This is a genomic window from Amycolatopsis sp. AA4, assembly GCF_002796545.1.
Lineage (GTDB): Bacteria > Actinomycetota > Actinomycetes > Mycobacteriales > Pseudonocardiaceae > Amycolatopsis.
The window spans coordinates 1,672,823-1,687,791 of sequence record NZ_CP024894.1; the positions used below are offsets into that span (position 1 = coordinate 1,672,823).

16 protein-coding genes are annotated in these 14,969 nt (G+C 69.5%); 15 read left to right on the forward strand and 1 reads right to left on the reverse strand.

Annotated features, from left to right (window positions below; all coding sequences use genetic code 11):
* Positions 1-3 precede the first annotated feature (3 nt).
* The 11 genes from trmD (at position 4) to CU254_RS08035 (ending at position 9,594) form a co-directional block, all read left to right on the forward strand.
* Positions 4-750 (forward strand): tRNA (guanosine(37)-N1)-methyltransferase TrmD, encoded by a 747-nt coding sequence (gene trmD / locus CU254_RS07985; RefSeq protein WP_009074468.1) that lies wholly within the window; start codon positions 4-6, stop codon positions 748-750.
* 195 nt (positions 751-945) lie between these two features.
* Positions 946-1,314, forward strand: a complete 369-nt coding sequence (gene rplS / locus CU254_RS07990; protein ID WP_009074470.1) for a 50S ribosomal protein L19 — start codon at positions 946-948, stop codon at positions 1,312-1,314.
* 31 nt (positions 1,315-1,345) lie between these two features.
* Entirely contained in the window at positions 1,346-2,272 is a 927-nt protein-coding gene (lepB, locus tag CU254_RS07995; RefSeq protein ID WP_037712939.1) for a signal peptidase I, read from the forward strand.
* Between the two features lie 95 nt (positions 2,273-2,367).
* Positions 2,368-3,156: a ribonuclease HII gene (locus tag CU254_RS08000; RefSeq protein ID WP_050788132.1), complete on the forward strand. Its 789-nt coding sequence runs from the start codon at positions 2,368-2,370 to the stop codon at positions 3,154-3,156.
* The gene (locus CU254_RS08005; RefSeq protein ID WP_003096226.1) at positions 3,153-3,476 is read left to right on the forward strand and encodes a DUF2469 domain-containing protein; all 324 of its coding nucleotides are present in this window, start codon (positions 3,153-3,155) and stop codon (positions 3,474-3,476) included. Before CU254_RS08000 ends, CU254_RS08005 begins: the two co-directional genes overlap by 4 nt.
* 243 nt (positions 3,477-3,719) lie before the next feature.
* On the forward strand, positions 3,720-4,100 hold the full coding sequence (locus CU254_RS08010; protein WP_009074481.1) for a YraN family protein: 381 nt from the start codon (positions 3,720-3,722) through the stop codon (positions 4,098-4,100).
* Complete coding sequence (locus CU254_RS08015) at positions 4,100-5,611, forward strand: YifB family Mg chelatase-like AAA ATPase (protein WP_009074482.1); 1,512 nt, start codon at positions 4,100-4,102, stop codon at positions 5,609-5,611. Before CU254_RS08010 ends, CU254_RS08015 begins: the two co-directional genes overlap by 1 nt.
* 569 nt (positions 5,612-6,180) lie before the next feature.
* Positions 6,181-6,396, forward strand: coding sequence for a hypothetical protein (locus CU254_RS08020; RefSeq protein ID WP_009074484.1), 216 nt, complete (start codon positions 6,181-6,183; stop codon positions 6,394-6,396).
* A complete protein-coding gene (gene dprA / locus CU254_RS08025; protein ID WP_009074486.1) occupies positions 6,393-7,565 on the forward strand; it encodes a DNA-processing protein DprA in 1,173 nt (390 codons plus the stop codon). The genes CU254_RS08020 and dprA overlap by 4 nt, the downstream gene beginning before the upstream one ends.
* Positions 7,566-7,616: 51 nt before the next feature.
* Positions 7,617-8,636: a tyrosine recombinase XerC gene (locus tag CU254_RS08030; protein ID WP_037712943.1), complete on the forward strand. Its 1,020-nt coding sequence runs from the start codon at positions 7,617-7,619 to the stop codon at positions 8,634-8,636.
* A gap of 109 nt (positions 8,637-8,745) precedes the next feature.
* Complete coding sequence (locus CU254_RS08035) at positions 8,746-9,594, forward strand: FliA/WhiG family RNA polymerase sigma factor (RefSeq protein WP_009074492.1); 849 nt, start codon at positions 8,746-8,748, stop codon at positions 9,592-9,594.
* 378 nt (positions 9,595-9,972) lie between these two features.
* Here the strand turns inward: CU254_RS08035 and CU254_RS43975 are convergent, their stop codons facing one another.
* Positions 9,973-10,449, reverse strand: a complete 477-nt coding sequence (locus CU254_RS43975; RefSeq protein WP_234392857.1) for a murein hydrolase activator EnvC — start codon at positions 10,447-10,449, stop codon at positions 9,973-9,975.
* A gap of 1,179 nt (positions 10,450-11,628) precedes the next feature.
* Between CU254_RS43975 and rpsB the strand changes: the two genes are divergently transcribed.
* The 4 genes from rpsB (at position 11,629) to frr (ending at position 14,871) form a co-directional block, all read left to right on the forward strand.
* Positions 11,629-12,522 carry a 30S ribosomal protein S2 gene (gene rpsB / locus CU254_RS08045; RefSeq protein ID WP_009074495.1) on the forward strand — a complete coding sequence of 298 codons (894 nt, stop codon included), beginning with the start codon at positions 11,629-11,631 and terminating at the stop codon, positions 12,520-12,522.
* A gap of 82 nt (positions 12,523-12,604) precedes the next feature.
* Entirely contained in the window at positions 12,605-13,420 is an 816-nt protein-coding gene (gene tsf, locus CU254_RS08050; protein WP_009074497.1) for a translation elongation factor Ts, read from the forward strand.
* Between the two features lie 96 nt (positions 13,421-13,516).
* Complete coding sequence (pyrH, locus tag CU254_RS08055) at positions 13,517-14,263, forward strand: UMP kinase (RefSeq protein ID WP_009074499.1); 747 nt, start codon at positions 13,517-13,519, stop codon at positions 14,261-14,263.
* Between the two features lie 50 nt (positions 14,264-14,313).
* Entirely contained in the window at positions 14,314-14,871 is a 558-nt protein-coding gene (frr, locus tag CU254_RS08060) for a ribosome recycling factor (protein WP_009074501.1), read from the forward strand.
* The last annotated feature ends 98 nt before the right edge of the window (positions 14,872-14,969 follow it).

Genomic DNA, 14,969 nt, shown 5'->3' on the forward strand with positions numbered 1-14,969 from the left:
CGCTTGCGCATCGACGTCGTCACCATTTTCCCCGAGTACCTGGACCCGCTGCGCGCCGCGCTGCTGGGCCGGGCGATCGACCGCGGCCTGATCGAGGTCGGCGTGCACGACCTGCGCGACTGGACCCACGACGTGCACCGCGCGGTCGACGACGCGCCGTACGGCGGCGGTCCCGGCATGGTCATGAAGCCGCAGATCTGGGGCCCGGCGCTGGACGACGTGTGCGGCGAAGGGACCCGGCTCGTGGTCCCGACCCCGGCGGGCAAGCCGTTCACCCAGGAGCTGGCGCACGCCTACGCCGAGGAAAAGCACCTGGTGTTCGCCTGCGGCCGCTACGAGGGCATCGACCAGCGGGTCGTGGACGACGCGGCCCGCCGGATGCCGGTCGACGAGGTCTCGATCGGCGACTACGTGCTGGTCGGGGGAGAGGCCGCGGTGCTGGTGATCGTCGAGGCCGTGGTCCGGCTGCTGCCGGGCGTGCTCGGCAACGCGCGGTCGGCGGCCGAGGATTCCTTCTCCGACGGCCTGCTCGAAGGCCCCAGCTACACGCGCCCGGAGGTGTGGCGCGACCTGGCGGTGCCGGACGTGCTGCGCTCGGGCAACCACGCGCTGATCGACCGCTGGCGGCGCGACCAGGCGCTGCGGCGCACCGCCCGGCGGCGGCCGGATCTGCTGGCCCAGCTGCCCGAGGGCAGCCTGGACAAGCGGGACCGCGAGGTCCTCGAAGGGCTGGACGACCAGCCCGGATAGGCCCCGTGCGAGGTCTTCCGGGGCCTCTGCCATAATGGATTAGTTGGCGTGACGCGTCGTGCTTTACCAACGCTCGCAGCGGCTGTTAGGCCGCGACGCCAACCGTGAATGCCATCAGCCCCGGGCTAGTCGCAGTGAACTTCACTGCGCGCTCAAGCTGTACGTAAGCCACACGAATACGAGGACGGACCACCGATGAACACCCTGGACGCGCTGGACGCGCAGTCACTGCGTTCCGACATCCCGGACTTCCGCCCCGGCGACACGCTCAAGGTGCACGTCCGCGTCATCGAGGGCAACCGCGAGCGCAACCAGGTCTTCCAGGGCGTCGTGATCCGCCGTCAGGGCGGCGGCATCCGGGAGACCTTCACCGTGCGCAAGGTTTCGTTCGGCGTCGGCGTCGAGCGCACCTTCCCGGTGCACTCGCCGAACCTGGCCGAGGTCGAGGTCTTCAAGCGCGGCGACGTCCGCCGGGCGAAGCTGTACTACCTGCGCGAGCTGCGCGGCAAGAAGGCCAAGATCAAGGAGCGCCGCGAGAACCGCGAGACCACCTCCGCCTCCTGAGTGACGAGTCGGTTACCGGTAGCCTGGCGACGTGGTCGAACCTGTGTCGCGGAACGCCGATGAGGACGGCCCCGAACGCCCGGAGGAGGACCAGGAACGGTCCGGCGGGCGTCGGGGGTCGCACCGGCGAGGCAAGTCCTCGAAAAAGCGGTCGTTCTGGAAGGAACTGCCGATCCTGATCGTGATCGCCCTGGTGCTCACGATCCTGATCCAGGCGTTCCTCGCCAAGGTCTACATGATCCCGTCGGGATCCATGGAGGCCACGCTGCACGGCTGCCCCGGCTGCACCGGCGACCGGATCCTGGTCGACCGCGTCACCTACGACTTCACCGAACCCTCCCCGGGGGACGTGATCGTGTTCAAGGGCCCGCCCGCGTGGACCGAGAACGAGATCGCGCCGCAAGAGTCGAGCAACATCGTCGTCCGCGCGCTGCGCGGCCTCGGCTCGCTGGTCGGCTTCGCGCCGCCGGACGAGCGCGACTTCGTCAAGCGCGTCATCGCCACCGGCGGCCAGACCGTCCAGTGCTGCGACGACCGCAACCGGGTGATCGTCGACGGCAAGGCCCTCGACGAGCCGTACATCCACTGGGAAGACCCCAATCACCGCGTGCAGGAGTCGTTCGCGCCGGTGAAGGTCCCGCAGGGCGCGGTCTGGGTGATGGGCGACAACCGCAACAACTCCGCCGACTCGCGCTATCAGGGCGGCGGCGGGCCCAACGGTGCGGTGCCGGTCGACGACGTCATCGGCAAGGCGCGCGTCATCGTGCTGCCGCCGAGCCGCTGGGGCGGGATCTCGGACCACAATCCGCAGCAGAACGCCCAGCCGGTCGCGCTCGGCGCGCCCGCGTGGCAGCAAGGGCTGCCGCTCGGCATCGGTTTCGCCACCGCGGTGCCGACGCTCTTCGTCGGACGCCGGTTGAAGGCGGGCCTCCGCAAGGCGGCCGGCCGGAGACGGTAAGCGGTGCGCTCCGTCGTCCGCGACTCCCGGGTGGTGTTTCGGTGACTCTCCCTTCTCCCCGCATTCCGGCAGAACCGCTGCGCCCGCCTCGTGCGGTGGTGCGCGGCGAGTTGTTCTGGGGTCTGCAAGGCGCACTCGAACGACGCGGCCTCGGCCCGGTCGCCGGGGTCGACGAAGCCGGTGCCGGAGCCTGCGCGGGCCCGCTCGTGGTGGCTTCCTGCGTGCTCCGTCCCGGCGACGCCGCGCGCTTGCCCGAGCTGACCGATTCGAAAATGCTCACCGCGAAGGCCCGGGACCGCGTGTACGACCGGGTCCTGCAGCGCGCGCTCGACTACTCGGTGATCGTCATCCCCTCCGAGCAGGTGGACCTGCTCGGCATCCGGGTGATGAACCTGGAAGGCATGCGCCGAGCCGTCGCCGGACTGCGCACCCATCCCGGATACGTCCTCACCGACGGGTTCCCGGTTCCCGGCATCCCCGCGCCGAATGTCGCGGTGATCAAGGGGGACCGCAGCGTCGCGAGCATCGCGGCGGCGTCGGTGCTGGCGAAGGTGACGAGGGACCGGATCATGGCCGGCCTGCACGAAGAGTTGCCGGTATACGGCTTCGACGTGCACAAGGGCTACAGCACGTCGGACCATCTGGCTGCGCTGAGTGAACACGGCCCGAGCCCGGTGCACCGCTGGTCCTACACGAATGTGGCCACCGTCGCCCTCGCGCACGGAGTCACTGCCCCGCATCCGGTCGTGCTCACCTACGCTGCACTGGAGAATGCCCTGGAAAAAGCGGGCGGGCCGGTCCGTGCCCCGGGCCGCTCGGTGGGTAAGAATGAACGCTCCGCCGCCGGAGCAGGACGAACGCGAGGAGGGGCGCGGATTTCATGAGCGCAGAGGATCTCGAGAAGTACGAGACCGAGATGGAGCTCTCGCTGTACCGCGAGTACCGCGACATAGTGGGCCAGTTCTCGTACGTGGTGGAGACCGAGCGGCGGTTCTACCTGGCCAACGCGGTGGACGTCCAGGTCCGCGACGGCGGCGGCGAGGTGTACTTCGAGGTGCGCATGTCGGACGCCTGGGTGTGGGACATGTACCGCCCCGCCCGGTTCGTCAAGCACGTCCGGGTCATCACCTTCAAGGACGTCAACGTCGAAGAACTGGACAAACCCGACCTGCGGCTCCCCGAGGACGGCCCGTTCTCGGGCTGACCTCCGCACGTTTTCGCCACGAGGCCACCCGGCATCTGTCCGGGTGGCCTTCGTCGTTCTCTGCCCCCCGCACACCGCACCGACAATTCGCCTCGGTTCCGCCTCTTTGCCTCGCGCTGATCCACAACCCCCGGGTTATCCACAGCCGCCCGGAATCCCTCTGGCGCACGCTCCGGTCACGTTGCGATCGTGACGGGACACGCACCGTGATCGACGGTGCTCACGCTGTCCGAGGGGGACACCATGAACGACGGCCCGCACCCCGGCGCGCATTGGCGCCGGACGTTCGGCCGCTGGGGCGAGGACCTCGCCGCCCGGCATCTGCAGGCCGCCGGCATGGTCCTGCTCAGCCGGAACTGGCATTGCCGCGAGGGCGAACTGGACCTGGTCCTGTCCGAAGGCGACCGGGTGATCTTCTGCGAGGTCAAAACCCGCTCCAGCACTGAATACGGCACCCCGGCGGAGTCGGTCACGCCGGACAAGATCGACCGCGTCCACCGGGCGGCCATGCGCTGGCTCAAGGAACATCGGGTCGGCTGGTGCCGCATCCGCTACGACGTCGTGACCGTCTACGCCCCCGACGGCGAAGAGCCCGTCGTGCGGCATCTGGTGAGTGCTTTCTGATGCCCCACGCCAAAACCTGGTCCGTCGCGTTGCTCGGCATCGAAGGCCGCGTCGTAGAAATCGAAGCCGACTTGGGCGGCGGCCTGAGCCGAGTCACCCTGGTCGGCTTGCCTGACGCAGGCCTCCGCGAAGCGAAAGACCGTGTCCGTTCTGCTGTCCGCAACTCCGGCCAATCCTGGCCCGACGGCAAAATCACGCTGGCCCTGTCGCCCGCCAACCTGCCCAAAATGGGCTCCGGCTACGACCTGGGCATCGCCGCCGCCGTCCTGGCCGCCATCGGCGCCGTCCCCGCCCGCAAACTCCTGCACACGATCCTGCTGGGAGAACTGGCGCTGGACGGCCGAATCCGCCCGGTGCGCGGCGTCCTCCCCGGCCTGCTGGCCGCCAAAGCCGCAGGCCACGAACGCGCGGTCGTGCCCACCGAGTCGTTGGTGGAAGCGGCCTTGGTAGACGGCCTGGAAGTCTCCGGCGTAACCCGCCTGGCCGAACTCATCGCCTGGCTCAAAGACGAAGGAGACCTGGAACCGCCCGCCGCTCCCACCGCGACCGCCCCCGCCGCCGTCCCCGATTTGGCCGACGTAGTAGGCCAACCGGAAGCCAGATGGGCCCTCGAAGTCGCCGCGGCAGGCGGCCACCACCTCCTGCTCACCGGCCCGCCCGGCGTAGGCAAAAGCATGCTCGCCCGCCGCCTCCCCGGTCTGCTGCCAGATCTGTCTCCAGAGGAATCCCTGGAAGTAACCGCCATCCACTCCGTAGACGGCTCCCTGTCGAAGTCGTCGCCCCTGGTGACAGTCCCGCCCTTCGTCGCTCCGCACCACTCGATCAGCCCACCCGCCCTCATCGGCGGCGGCACCGGATTAGCCGCGCCCGGCGCCATCAGCCGCGCCCACCGAGGCGTGCTTTTTCTAGACGAAGCCTGCGAATTCGGCAGCCAACGCCTCGACTCGCTCCGCACCGTCCTGGAAGAAGGCGAAGTCCGCATCGCCCGCGCGAAAGGCGTCGTCCGATATCCCGCCCAGTTCCAGCTAGTCCTGGCCACCAACCCCTGCCCCTGTGCCCCGCCCAGGGAGACCGACTGCACCTGCTCAGTAACCACCCGCCGCCGCTACCTCTCCCGCCTTTCCGGCCCGCTCCTGGACCGAGTAGACCTCCGCGTCCGCCTGCGCCCGCTGACCGCGATCTCCGCCCACCAATCCACCACCCCCGAACCTTCGTCCGCCGTCCGCGCGCGAGTCCTGGCCGCCCGAGACCGCGCCAAACACCGATGGCACGAACACGGCTGGCAGTCCAACACCGAAGTCCCCGGCCCGGTCCTGCGCCGGGATTTCGCCCTGCCGCCGCCCGCCACCGCCGTACTGGACCGAGCCCTTGACCGAGGCTTGCTGACCGCCCGAGGAGCCGACAGATGCCTGCGCATCGCCTGGACTTTGGCCGACCTGGCCGCCCTTCCCCAACCCGACACCGACCACGTCACCGCAGCCCTGGACTTCCGAGAACGCAAAACCGGCTGACCCACGCCGCCCGCCGACCCGTCCAGCCCTCGGCGGACGGCCTGCCCAAACCGGATCACAGTGAAGCCATTGGCAACACCTTCGGCCGCGCACGCCGATCGATGCTCTCAGGCGCTGCCAACGTGCAGGCCCGGTCAGTTCGGCATCGGCTCGCTTGAACCAGGCGACCGGTCCGCCCTGCCCGGATACCTGCTCGCCTCAGCGGACACCTGTTCATCGCCGTGGGCGCCTGTTCGCCTGAGCCCGGTGATCGAGCCCCAGCCGCACGCGTGATGTCGCTCGAATCCGTCTAGCCGAACGCGGCTCTGTTCGCCAGCCGCGGCGGATGGCCTCCGGATTCGGGCGGCTGAGCATGGCTCGGCGGATATCCCCACCGGGGCAAGCGGTTCTGGTGCCTGCTTCAGCTGTGCCTAGCGGACTGTCCTCGCGAACCGTTCCAGCGGCTCCCGTCTGCCGTGCCCGCGGCGAACGCCCCGAAGCCACCCCGATCCCGGCCCGTCAATCCCGACGAGATGTCCCAACCCCGGCCCGGCAAACCCGTCCGGACCTTCCAGCGAAAGGAAAGCACCATGTCCGACCAAGCCGCCCCCTCCTCGTCCCGGCGCACCCGGCACCGCAGGCCGAAGACGCCGCAGCACAAGATCGTCCGGCATCTGCATCCGGTCCGGCGGCGGGAAGTCCGTCCCGAGCACGACCCGGTCCGGGTTCGAGAACGGTTGGCGTTGCACCGGCACCTCGCCGTCGTCCGCTCCGAGAATCCCGGCGGCCGAAGAGGTGCGGCATGAGCGTCGCCGTCGAGGACCAGACCGCGGCGACCGACTCCGAACGGCTCGCCCGCGCGTATCTGCTCGGCGTCGCCGAACCACCGGCACCGCACCTGCTGGAGTTCGTCGGCGTACGCGGCCCGGTCGCGGCAGCCGAGCGGGTGCGGGCCGGGGACTGTCCCGAAAAGGTTCTCCGCGAAACGGCCGCGCGGAGGGAATCCACGATCGCGGAACAAGATCTCGAGGCAGCCGCGAAGGTCGGTGCGCGACTCGTGGTTCCCGAAGACCACGAATGGCCCGCATGGCCGCTGCTGTCGCTAGCGGTAGCAAGCGGAAACGGCGTGAAGAACGTGGCCGCGCCGCTCGGACTCTGGGTGCGCGGCGAGGCGAGCCTGGCCGAAGTCGCGGACCGCGCGGTGGCGGTCGTCGGTGCTCGGATGGCCACGGAATACGGCCTGCACAACGCACTCGAGATAGGCCACGCATTGGCAACCCGTCAAGTACCGGTCTTCTCGGGCGCGGCCCTGGGCATCGACGCCGCCGCCCACCGGGGCGCGCTGAGCGGCGGTGGAGTCACGGTCGCGTTGCTTGGCTGCGCAGTCGACTATTCCTATCCGGTAGGGAACAGCGGCTTGCTGGACCGCATCGTCGCCGAGGGCGGGGCGATCGTCAGCGAGTACGCACCGAAGACCCCGCCCGCACGCCATCGATTCCTCGTGCGCAACCGCCTGATCGCAGGTCTCACGGACGGCACAGTCGTTGTGGAGGCTGGGATCCGCAGCGGCGCACGCAACACCGCCACCATCGCGGGCGCGCTCGGCAAGGTCGTGATGGCGTTGCCGGGATCAGTGCATTCGGGCAGTTCAGCCGGTTGCCACGCCTTGATCCGGGACTGCAAGGCCACGCTGGTCACCTCCGTCGACGAGGTGCTCGAAACCGTGGGCCGGTTCGGCACCGCGGCTCCTTCGGCCGAGCCGAACCGACGGCCCACGGACAATCTCGGACCGGAGGCGTCGCGGGTCTACGACGCGCTGCTTCCGCGGGCCGGCCGAGCCCCGGAGGAGGTCGCGGAAAGCGCTGGAGTGCCTGTTTCCCGAGTTCGCGCCTTGTTGCCCGCATTGGAAGTCGACGGTTTCGCGGTGCGCGGCGAGACCGGCTGGCGGCAGATAGTCCGAACGGCCAACCGATGATGGGCGTGGCGATGCTTGACCAATGGCGATGGTTCGCGCAGCGTAATCGCCATGCCGTCAGCGAGTGCGCGCAAGGACGCGGTCCCGCGTCCTGGTGGACACCGGAAACGCCCGCCACGACCCGATCTTCGGGCTCTTCGCGCCGAATTGCCGGAGTCCGCCGAGTCGGTGGTGGCCGGTTACGAACGGCATCTGTCGCTGGAGCGTGGACTGTCGCCGCACACCGTGCGCGCGTACGTGGGCGATGTCGTTTCGCTGTTGGCGTTCCAGACCGTGGGGGCGGAAGACCGTCCCGCGCGGCGCTTTGAGGACTTGGATGTCACGCAGCTGCGCGCGTGGCTCGCGGGACAGCGCTCGGACGGCGCCGGGCGCACCACCCTCGCGCGCCGCGCCGCGGCCGCGCGCACCTTCACGGCTTGGGCGCACCGCACGGGTTTGCTGAAGTCGGATCCAGGCGGTCGGCTGGCCGCGCCGCGCACGCATCGGACGCTGCCCGGTGTGCTCCGCGCCGAGCAGGCCGACGCGCTCATGGACGCCTCCGCGAAAGGGGCAGCCGAACGGGATCCGGTCGCTCTGCGTGACCGCGCGTTGGTCGAATTGCTGTACGCAACCGGCATTCGGGTGTCGGAGTTGTGCGGTCTGGACGTCGCCAGTGTGGACTTTTCCCGCCGCGTGCTTTCGGTGGTGGGCAAGGGAGACAAAGAGCGGACGGTTCCGTTCGGCGTCCCGGCGGCCGAGGCACTGACCGCGTGGCTGGAGGACGGACGGCCCGCGCTGGCTGGGGAAACGCCGCCGAAGGCGCTCTTCCTGGGCGTCCGCGGCAAGCGTCTTGACCCGCGCGCGGCGCGCCGCGTGGTGCACGAAGCGGTGGCCGCGGTGCCCGGTGCGGCGGACATGGGGCCGCACGGGCTAAGGCATTCCGCCGCGACGCATCTGCTCGAAGGAGGTGCCGATCTCAGGAGCGTTCAGGAACTGCTTGGTCACGCTACGCTGGCCACGACCCAGCTCTACACTCATGTGACCGTCGATCGGCTGAAGGCGATCCATGACCGAGCACACCCGCGGGCCTGAAGAGGCCGGCGGAGGCTCGGCCGAGGACGGCAGGGCCGAACCGTCGGCGCACGCGCATCCGCACGAGCACGGAGACCACACTGATCAGCACGCCGAGAACGACCGTGCAATGACTTCCACGTCGCAGGTCACGGAAGCCGGGGCGGCACGCCCCGGCGTGCAGGACGCCGTCAACGGGGACGGTCGTCCTGGTCAGGACGTCGACGCGGGGATTCAGGCGCTGTGGCAGCAGTTCGCCGACAAACCGGACCAGACGTCGCGCGACCGGCTGGTCCTGCACTACGCCCCGTTGGTGAAGTACGTCGCGGGCCGGGTCGGCACCGGTCTGCCGACGCACGTAGACGTCGGCGACCTCGTGCAATCGGGCATTTTCGGGCTGGTCGACGCGATCGAGAAGTTCGACCCGGAACGCGGCCTGCGCTTCGAGACGTACGCGATGCAACGCATCCGAGGCGCCATCCTGGACGACCTGCGCTCCCAGGACTGGGTCCCGCGCGCGGTGCGCAGCAAGGCGAAGGAAACGGCCCGCGCCCTGGAACGCCTGGGCGCCCGCCTGCACCGAACCCCGACCGACGCCGAGCTGGCCGGCGAAATGGGCATCAGCCTCGACGACCTGCGCGACTTCTACGGCCAGCTCCGCCTGACCAGCGTCGTGGCCCTCGAAGACCTTGTCGCCGCGGGCAAAGACGCGGGCTCGCTGGTCGACACCCTCCCCGACGACGGCGCGGTCGACCCGGTGGCCGTCCTGGTGGACCAGGACAACCGCCGCCAGCTCGCCGAAGCCATCGCGCAGTTGACCGACCGGGACAAGATCGTCGTCAGCCTCTACTACTTCGAAAGCCTGACCCTGGCGGAGATCGGCAAAGTCCTGGGCGTCACGGAGTCCCGCGTGAGCCAGCTCCACACCCGCGCGGTGATGCGCCTGCGCGCCAAGTTGATGGAACAACCCAGCGGCTGACCCTTGGCTGGGATCGGCAAGGTTCTCCGTGCCATGAGTCGCCGCTGACGCAGTTACGCCACCTGTGCGGTGATGCGGTTGCGCGCCGATCGGTTGGAGCAACCCGGCGACTGCCCCGTCTGGAAGCGCAAGGTCCTTGGCACCGTGAAATCGCAGGTGAGGCAGCTGCAAGCCTGAGCAGTGACGCGGCTGTCCGCCAAGCTGATCGAGTGACCCAGCGGCCGCGCGTCGCCCCGCAGCCGGGGCAGGCGGACTAGCCGCCAGACCGTTCGAAGCCTGGATGCCGAGCGGACCACATGGATGTGGCGATGGTTCGAGCTTATGGACCTCCTTCGGATCGGGCGGCAAGCAACGGGCGGGACCGGGATTGCGTTGGTGTCACGGGCCTTCGGCCCACGGCTTCAGGCGTACTCGGCTGGGAGTGCCCACCAAGGCGAGCGGGTCGATGTATTCCGTGCCGCGGCGGGCTCCCCAGTGCAGGCAGGTGGCGGTCGGGCAGCCGGGGTGGCCTGGGGCGGCGGTTCCCAGGGGCTGGCCGCGGTAGATCTGGTCTCCGGTGGCGACTGTGGGGGCGATGGGGAGGTAGGTCGTGTGGAGGCCGCCGTCGTGGTCTATGGCTACTACTCCTTGGCCTGCGACTTGACCGGCGAAGACCACGACTCCCATGTCCGCGGCCAAGACCTGCTGTCCGGCGGCGGCTTCCAGGTCTACGCCTCGGTGGCCTGGGCCGAACGGGGTCGCGGGCGGTTCGAAGTTGCGGGTGACGTGCGGGCGGGGCGTCAGGGGCCAGGCCAGGCGTCCGGGTTCTTCGGGGGCGGGCTGGAGCGGTGCGGCGTCGGCTCGGGAGTCGAGCAGGGCGGCGGAGCCTGCGGACAGGGTCAGGACTGTCGCCAGGATCAGCCACTTTCGGGTGATGCTGGTGCGGCTGCGCGGGGCGAACAGGGGGAGTTCGCTGCCTGGTCCGGCCAGGCGCAGCGGCGGGTGTCCCCGGTTGAAATCGCACGGGAGGGAGATGCGGATCCTGGGCAGGAGGGACGCGGGTCTCGGACTCGGGCGGAGAAGTCGGCGGGAGGCGAAGAAGGTGTAGCGGCTGACGGTGCTTGCGGCGGAGGTCAGCCAGGTCCAGGCGCGCCGGATTCTGGGTGGTCTGGCAGGGGTTTTGCGGTGACGGCCGCCTCGGGGGAGCGAGCCCGGCGAGGTTGGGGGCAAGGCCGCGTCGTCCGGGTTCAGGAGGGCGGCGGCTGCGGGCGGGTGCTGAGTCAGCAGGGCGGCGGTTGCCAGGACCACCGGGTGCGGTGTTTCCGATGCCACCTCCGCCGTCGCCGATGCCGCCACCGCCGCTGATGCCGACGACGACGCCCATGTCACCGACGCTGCCGACGACGGGCTCGGCGAGGAGCCGGACTGGCTGCTGGCTTCCCTGTCCGGGCGTGGGACAGCTGAAGGCACCCGGCGAGCCGTGCTTCGCGGCGCGGGCGGGTGCGAGGGAGGAGCCGCGCGGGAATCGGCCGGGCGAGCGGCGGAGGACGAACACAGCGATGAACTCACGCCTGAATCGGCAGGACGGGCAGCAGCGGAAGCAGCGGAGGAGACAGCGGAGAAAGCGGGAAAAGATCGCGTAGTGGTCATGTCCCCATCCTCAGCCACCGGCCGACGGGAACCGGCTGTTGAGCGGGGGTTGTCCACAGGCAGGCGTAGTTGTGGACAACCCCCGGCGGGGCGAAGGCTGCCCGCAGGGGCGGGCCTGGTGGCAGGGGGTAGAATCAATTCCGCAGCCCACTCGCTGGGCTGACTTCGCGTGCACGTGCGCGCGTCCCCGGACGGGCCGCTTCGGCGGGAACCCGGACGGAGGGGCGCACGGTGTCCGGCGGTCCTGGGGTTTCGCACTACCGAACCCGCGGGTCCGGGCATCGGCTGCGGCACCAGGGCCCACGACCTCCCGGTCGGGGGCGACTAACCGGAACAGCGCCTCCGCGGGCGGATCGAACACCGACAGCGGGAGCGCGCGAGTACAGAGAAGGTGTGATTCCGGCAATGGCCGTCGTCACCATGAAGCAGCTGCTCGACAGCGGCGTGCACTTCGGGCACCAGACCCGTCGGTGGAACCCGAAGATGAAGCGCTACATCTTCACCGAGCGCAACGGCATCTACATCATCGACCTGCAGCAGACGCTGACGTACATCGACCGTGCGTACGAGTTCATCAAGGAAACCGTCGCGCACGGCGGCACCATCATGTTCGTCGGCACGAAGAAGCAGGCTCAGGAAGCCATCGCCAACGAGGCCGCGCGCGTGGGCATGCCCTACGTGAACCAGCGCTGGCTCGGCGGCATGCTGACCAACTTCCAGACCGTCCACAAGCGCCTTCTCCGCCTGAAGGAGCTCGAGGCCCAGGAGCAGACCGGCGGCTTCGCCGGGCTGACCAAGCGCGAGATCCTCACGCTGACCCGCGAGAAGGACAAGCTCGAGAAGACCCTGGGCGGCATCCGGGACATGGCCAAGGTGCCGTCCGCGGTGTGGATCGTCGACACCAAGAAGGAGCACATCGCCGTCGGCGAGGCTCGCAAGCTCAACATCCCGGTCGTCGCGATCCTGGACACCAACTGCGACCCGGACGAGGTCGACTACCCGATCCCGGGCAACGACGACGCGATCCGTTCCGCCGCGCTGCTGACGAAGGTCGTCGCCGAGGCCGCCGCGGCCGGGCTGATGGCCCGTTCCGGCCGCAACGGCGCCTCGGCCGACGCGAAGCCGGAGACCGGTGCTTCGGACGAGCCGCTGGCCGAGTGGGAGAAGGAGCTCCTCGCGGGCTCGGAGACCGCCGCGGCCGACGCGACCGAGGCCGCCGCGGCGACCGAGACCGCCGCCGCGACCGAGACCGCCGAGACCGCGGAAGCGACCGGCGAGCAGGCTCCGGCCAACTCCTGATCCACCCCGTCCGGGCGGTCCGCGCAGGGCCGCCCGGACGGCGCTCACCGCACACGTACCTGAAACGGACGGATTCAACACGATGGCGAACTACACCGCCGCTGACGTGAAGCGCCTGCGCGAGATGACCGGCGCGGGCATGATGGACTGCAAGAAGGCCCTCGAGGAGAACGACGGCGACTTCGAGAAGGCTGTCGAGTTCCTGCGCATCAAGGGCGCCAAGGACGTCGGCAAGCGCGCCGAGCGCGCCACCGCCGAGGGCCTGGTCGCCGGCGACGGCGGCGTCATGATCGAGCTCGACTCGGAGACCGACTTCGTCGCCAAGAACGACGAGTTCCAGCAGCTCGCGGCGAAGATCGTCGAGACCGCGAAGACGCTGAAGACCAGCGACGTCGAGGCGCTGAAGGCCGCTGACCTGGACGGCAAGCCGGTCAACGAGGTCGTGCAGGAGCTGTCGGCCCGCATCGGCGAGAAGCTCGAGCTGCGCCGCGTGGTGTCGTTCGAGGGCCAGACCGCGATCTACCTGCACCGCCGCGGTTCCGACCTCCCGCCGGCCGTCGGCGTGCTGGTCGAGTTCACCGGCGACGACGCCGACGCCGCCCGCGGCGCCGCGATGCAGGTCGCCGCGCTGCGCGCGAAGTACCTGACCCGCGAGGAGGTGCCGGCCGAGATCGTCGAGAACGAGCGCCGCATCGCCGAGCAGACCGCCCGCGAGGAAGGCAAGCCCGAGCAGGCGCTGCCGAAGATCATCGAGGGCAAGGTCAACGCGTACTACAAGGACAACGTGCTGCTCGAGCAGCCGTCGGTCAAGGACAACAAGAAGACCGTCAAGGCCCTGCTCGACGAGGCGGGCGTGACCCTGACCCGGTTCGCCCGGTTCGAGGTCGGCCAGGCCTGAGCGAGGCACTGGGACTAGGTTCTGGCACTGTGCCCCGTCTCCGCGCATCGGGGACGGGGCACAGTCGGGTCTAACGAGGGGCAGGAGGCGACAGCCATGGGTGAGGACCGGGTCGAGGGCGGATACCGCCGGGTGCTGCTGAAACTGGGCGGCGAGATGTTCGGCGGCGGCGCGGTGGGCGTCGACCCCGACGTCGTGCACTCCGTCGCCCAGCAGATCGCCGACGTCGCGCGCACCGGGGTGCAGATCGCGGTGGTGATCGGCGGCGGCAACTATTTCCGCGGCGCGGAGCTGTCCCAGCGCGGCATGGACCGCGACCGCGCCGACTACATGGCGATGCTCGGCACCGTGATGAACTGCCTCGCGCTGCAGGACTTCCTCGAAAAGGAAGGCCTCCCGACCCGCGTGCAGACCGCGATCACGATGGGCCAGGTCGCCGAGCCCTACATCCCGCGCCGCGCGGAACGGCACCTCGAGAAGGGCCGCGTCGTGATCTTCGGCGCCGGCGTCGGCATGCCGTACTTCTCCACCGACACCGCCGCCGCGCAGCGCGCGCTCGAACTCGGCTGCGAGGCCGTGCTGATGGCCAAGGCCGTGGACGGTGTTTACACCGCGGACCCGAAGACCGACCCGGACGCGAAGATGTTCACCGACATCACCCACCGCGAGGTGCTCGAGCGCGGCCTCAAGGTCGCCGACGCCACCGCATTCAGCCTCTGCATGGACAACAAGATGCCGATCATCGTCTTCAACCTGCTCACCGAGGGCAACATCGCCCGCGCGGTCGGCGGTGAGAAGATCGGCACGCTGGTCTCGACCCCCGCCGACGAGGCGTCCGCCTAGACCTGCTGGGATCAAGCTCAGGTCCGACCACACAAACACCGGGAGTAGCCGTGATCGACGAGACCCTCCTCGACGCCGAGGAGAAGATGGAAAAAGCGGTGTCCGTCGCGAAGGAAGACCTCACGTCGGTGCGCACCGGGCGGGCCCACCCGTCGATGTTCTCCCGCATCGTCGTCGAGTACTACGGTGCGCCGACCCCGCTGAACCAGCTGGCCAGCGTCAACGTGCCGGAGGCCCGGATGGCGTTGATCAAGCCTTACGACCAGACGCAGCTGAACGCCATCGAGAAGGCGATCCGCGAGTCCGACCTCGGCGTCAACCCGAGCAACGACGGCAACGTCATCCGCATCGTCATCCCGCAGCTCACCGAGGAGCGGCGCAAGGAGATGGTGAAGGTCGCGAAGGGCAAGGGCGAGGACGCCCGCGTCTCGATCCGCAGCATCCGCCGCAAGGCCAAGGAAGAACTCGACCGCATCGCCAAGGACGGCGAAGCGGGAGAGGACGAGGTTGCACGCGCCGAGAAGGAGCTGCAGAACCTCACCGACACCTACGTGCACCAGGTCGACGAGCTGGTGAAACACAAGGAAGCCGAGCTGCTCGAGGTCTGATGAGCCAGGTGAGCGAGGAACGCGACGAGCGGGTGAGCGACACCCCGCCACCGGGCCCGGCCGCCGAGCCGGACCCGGTTTCGCGGCTGGACCCGGCT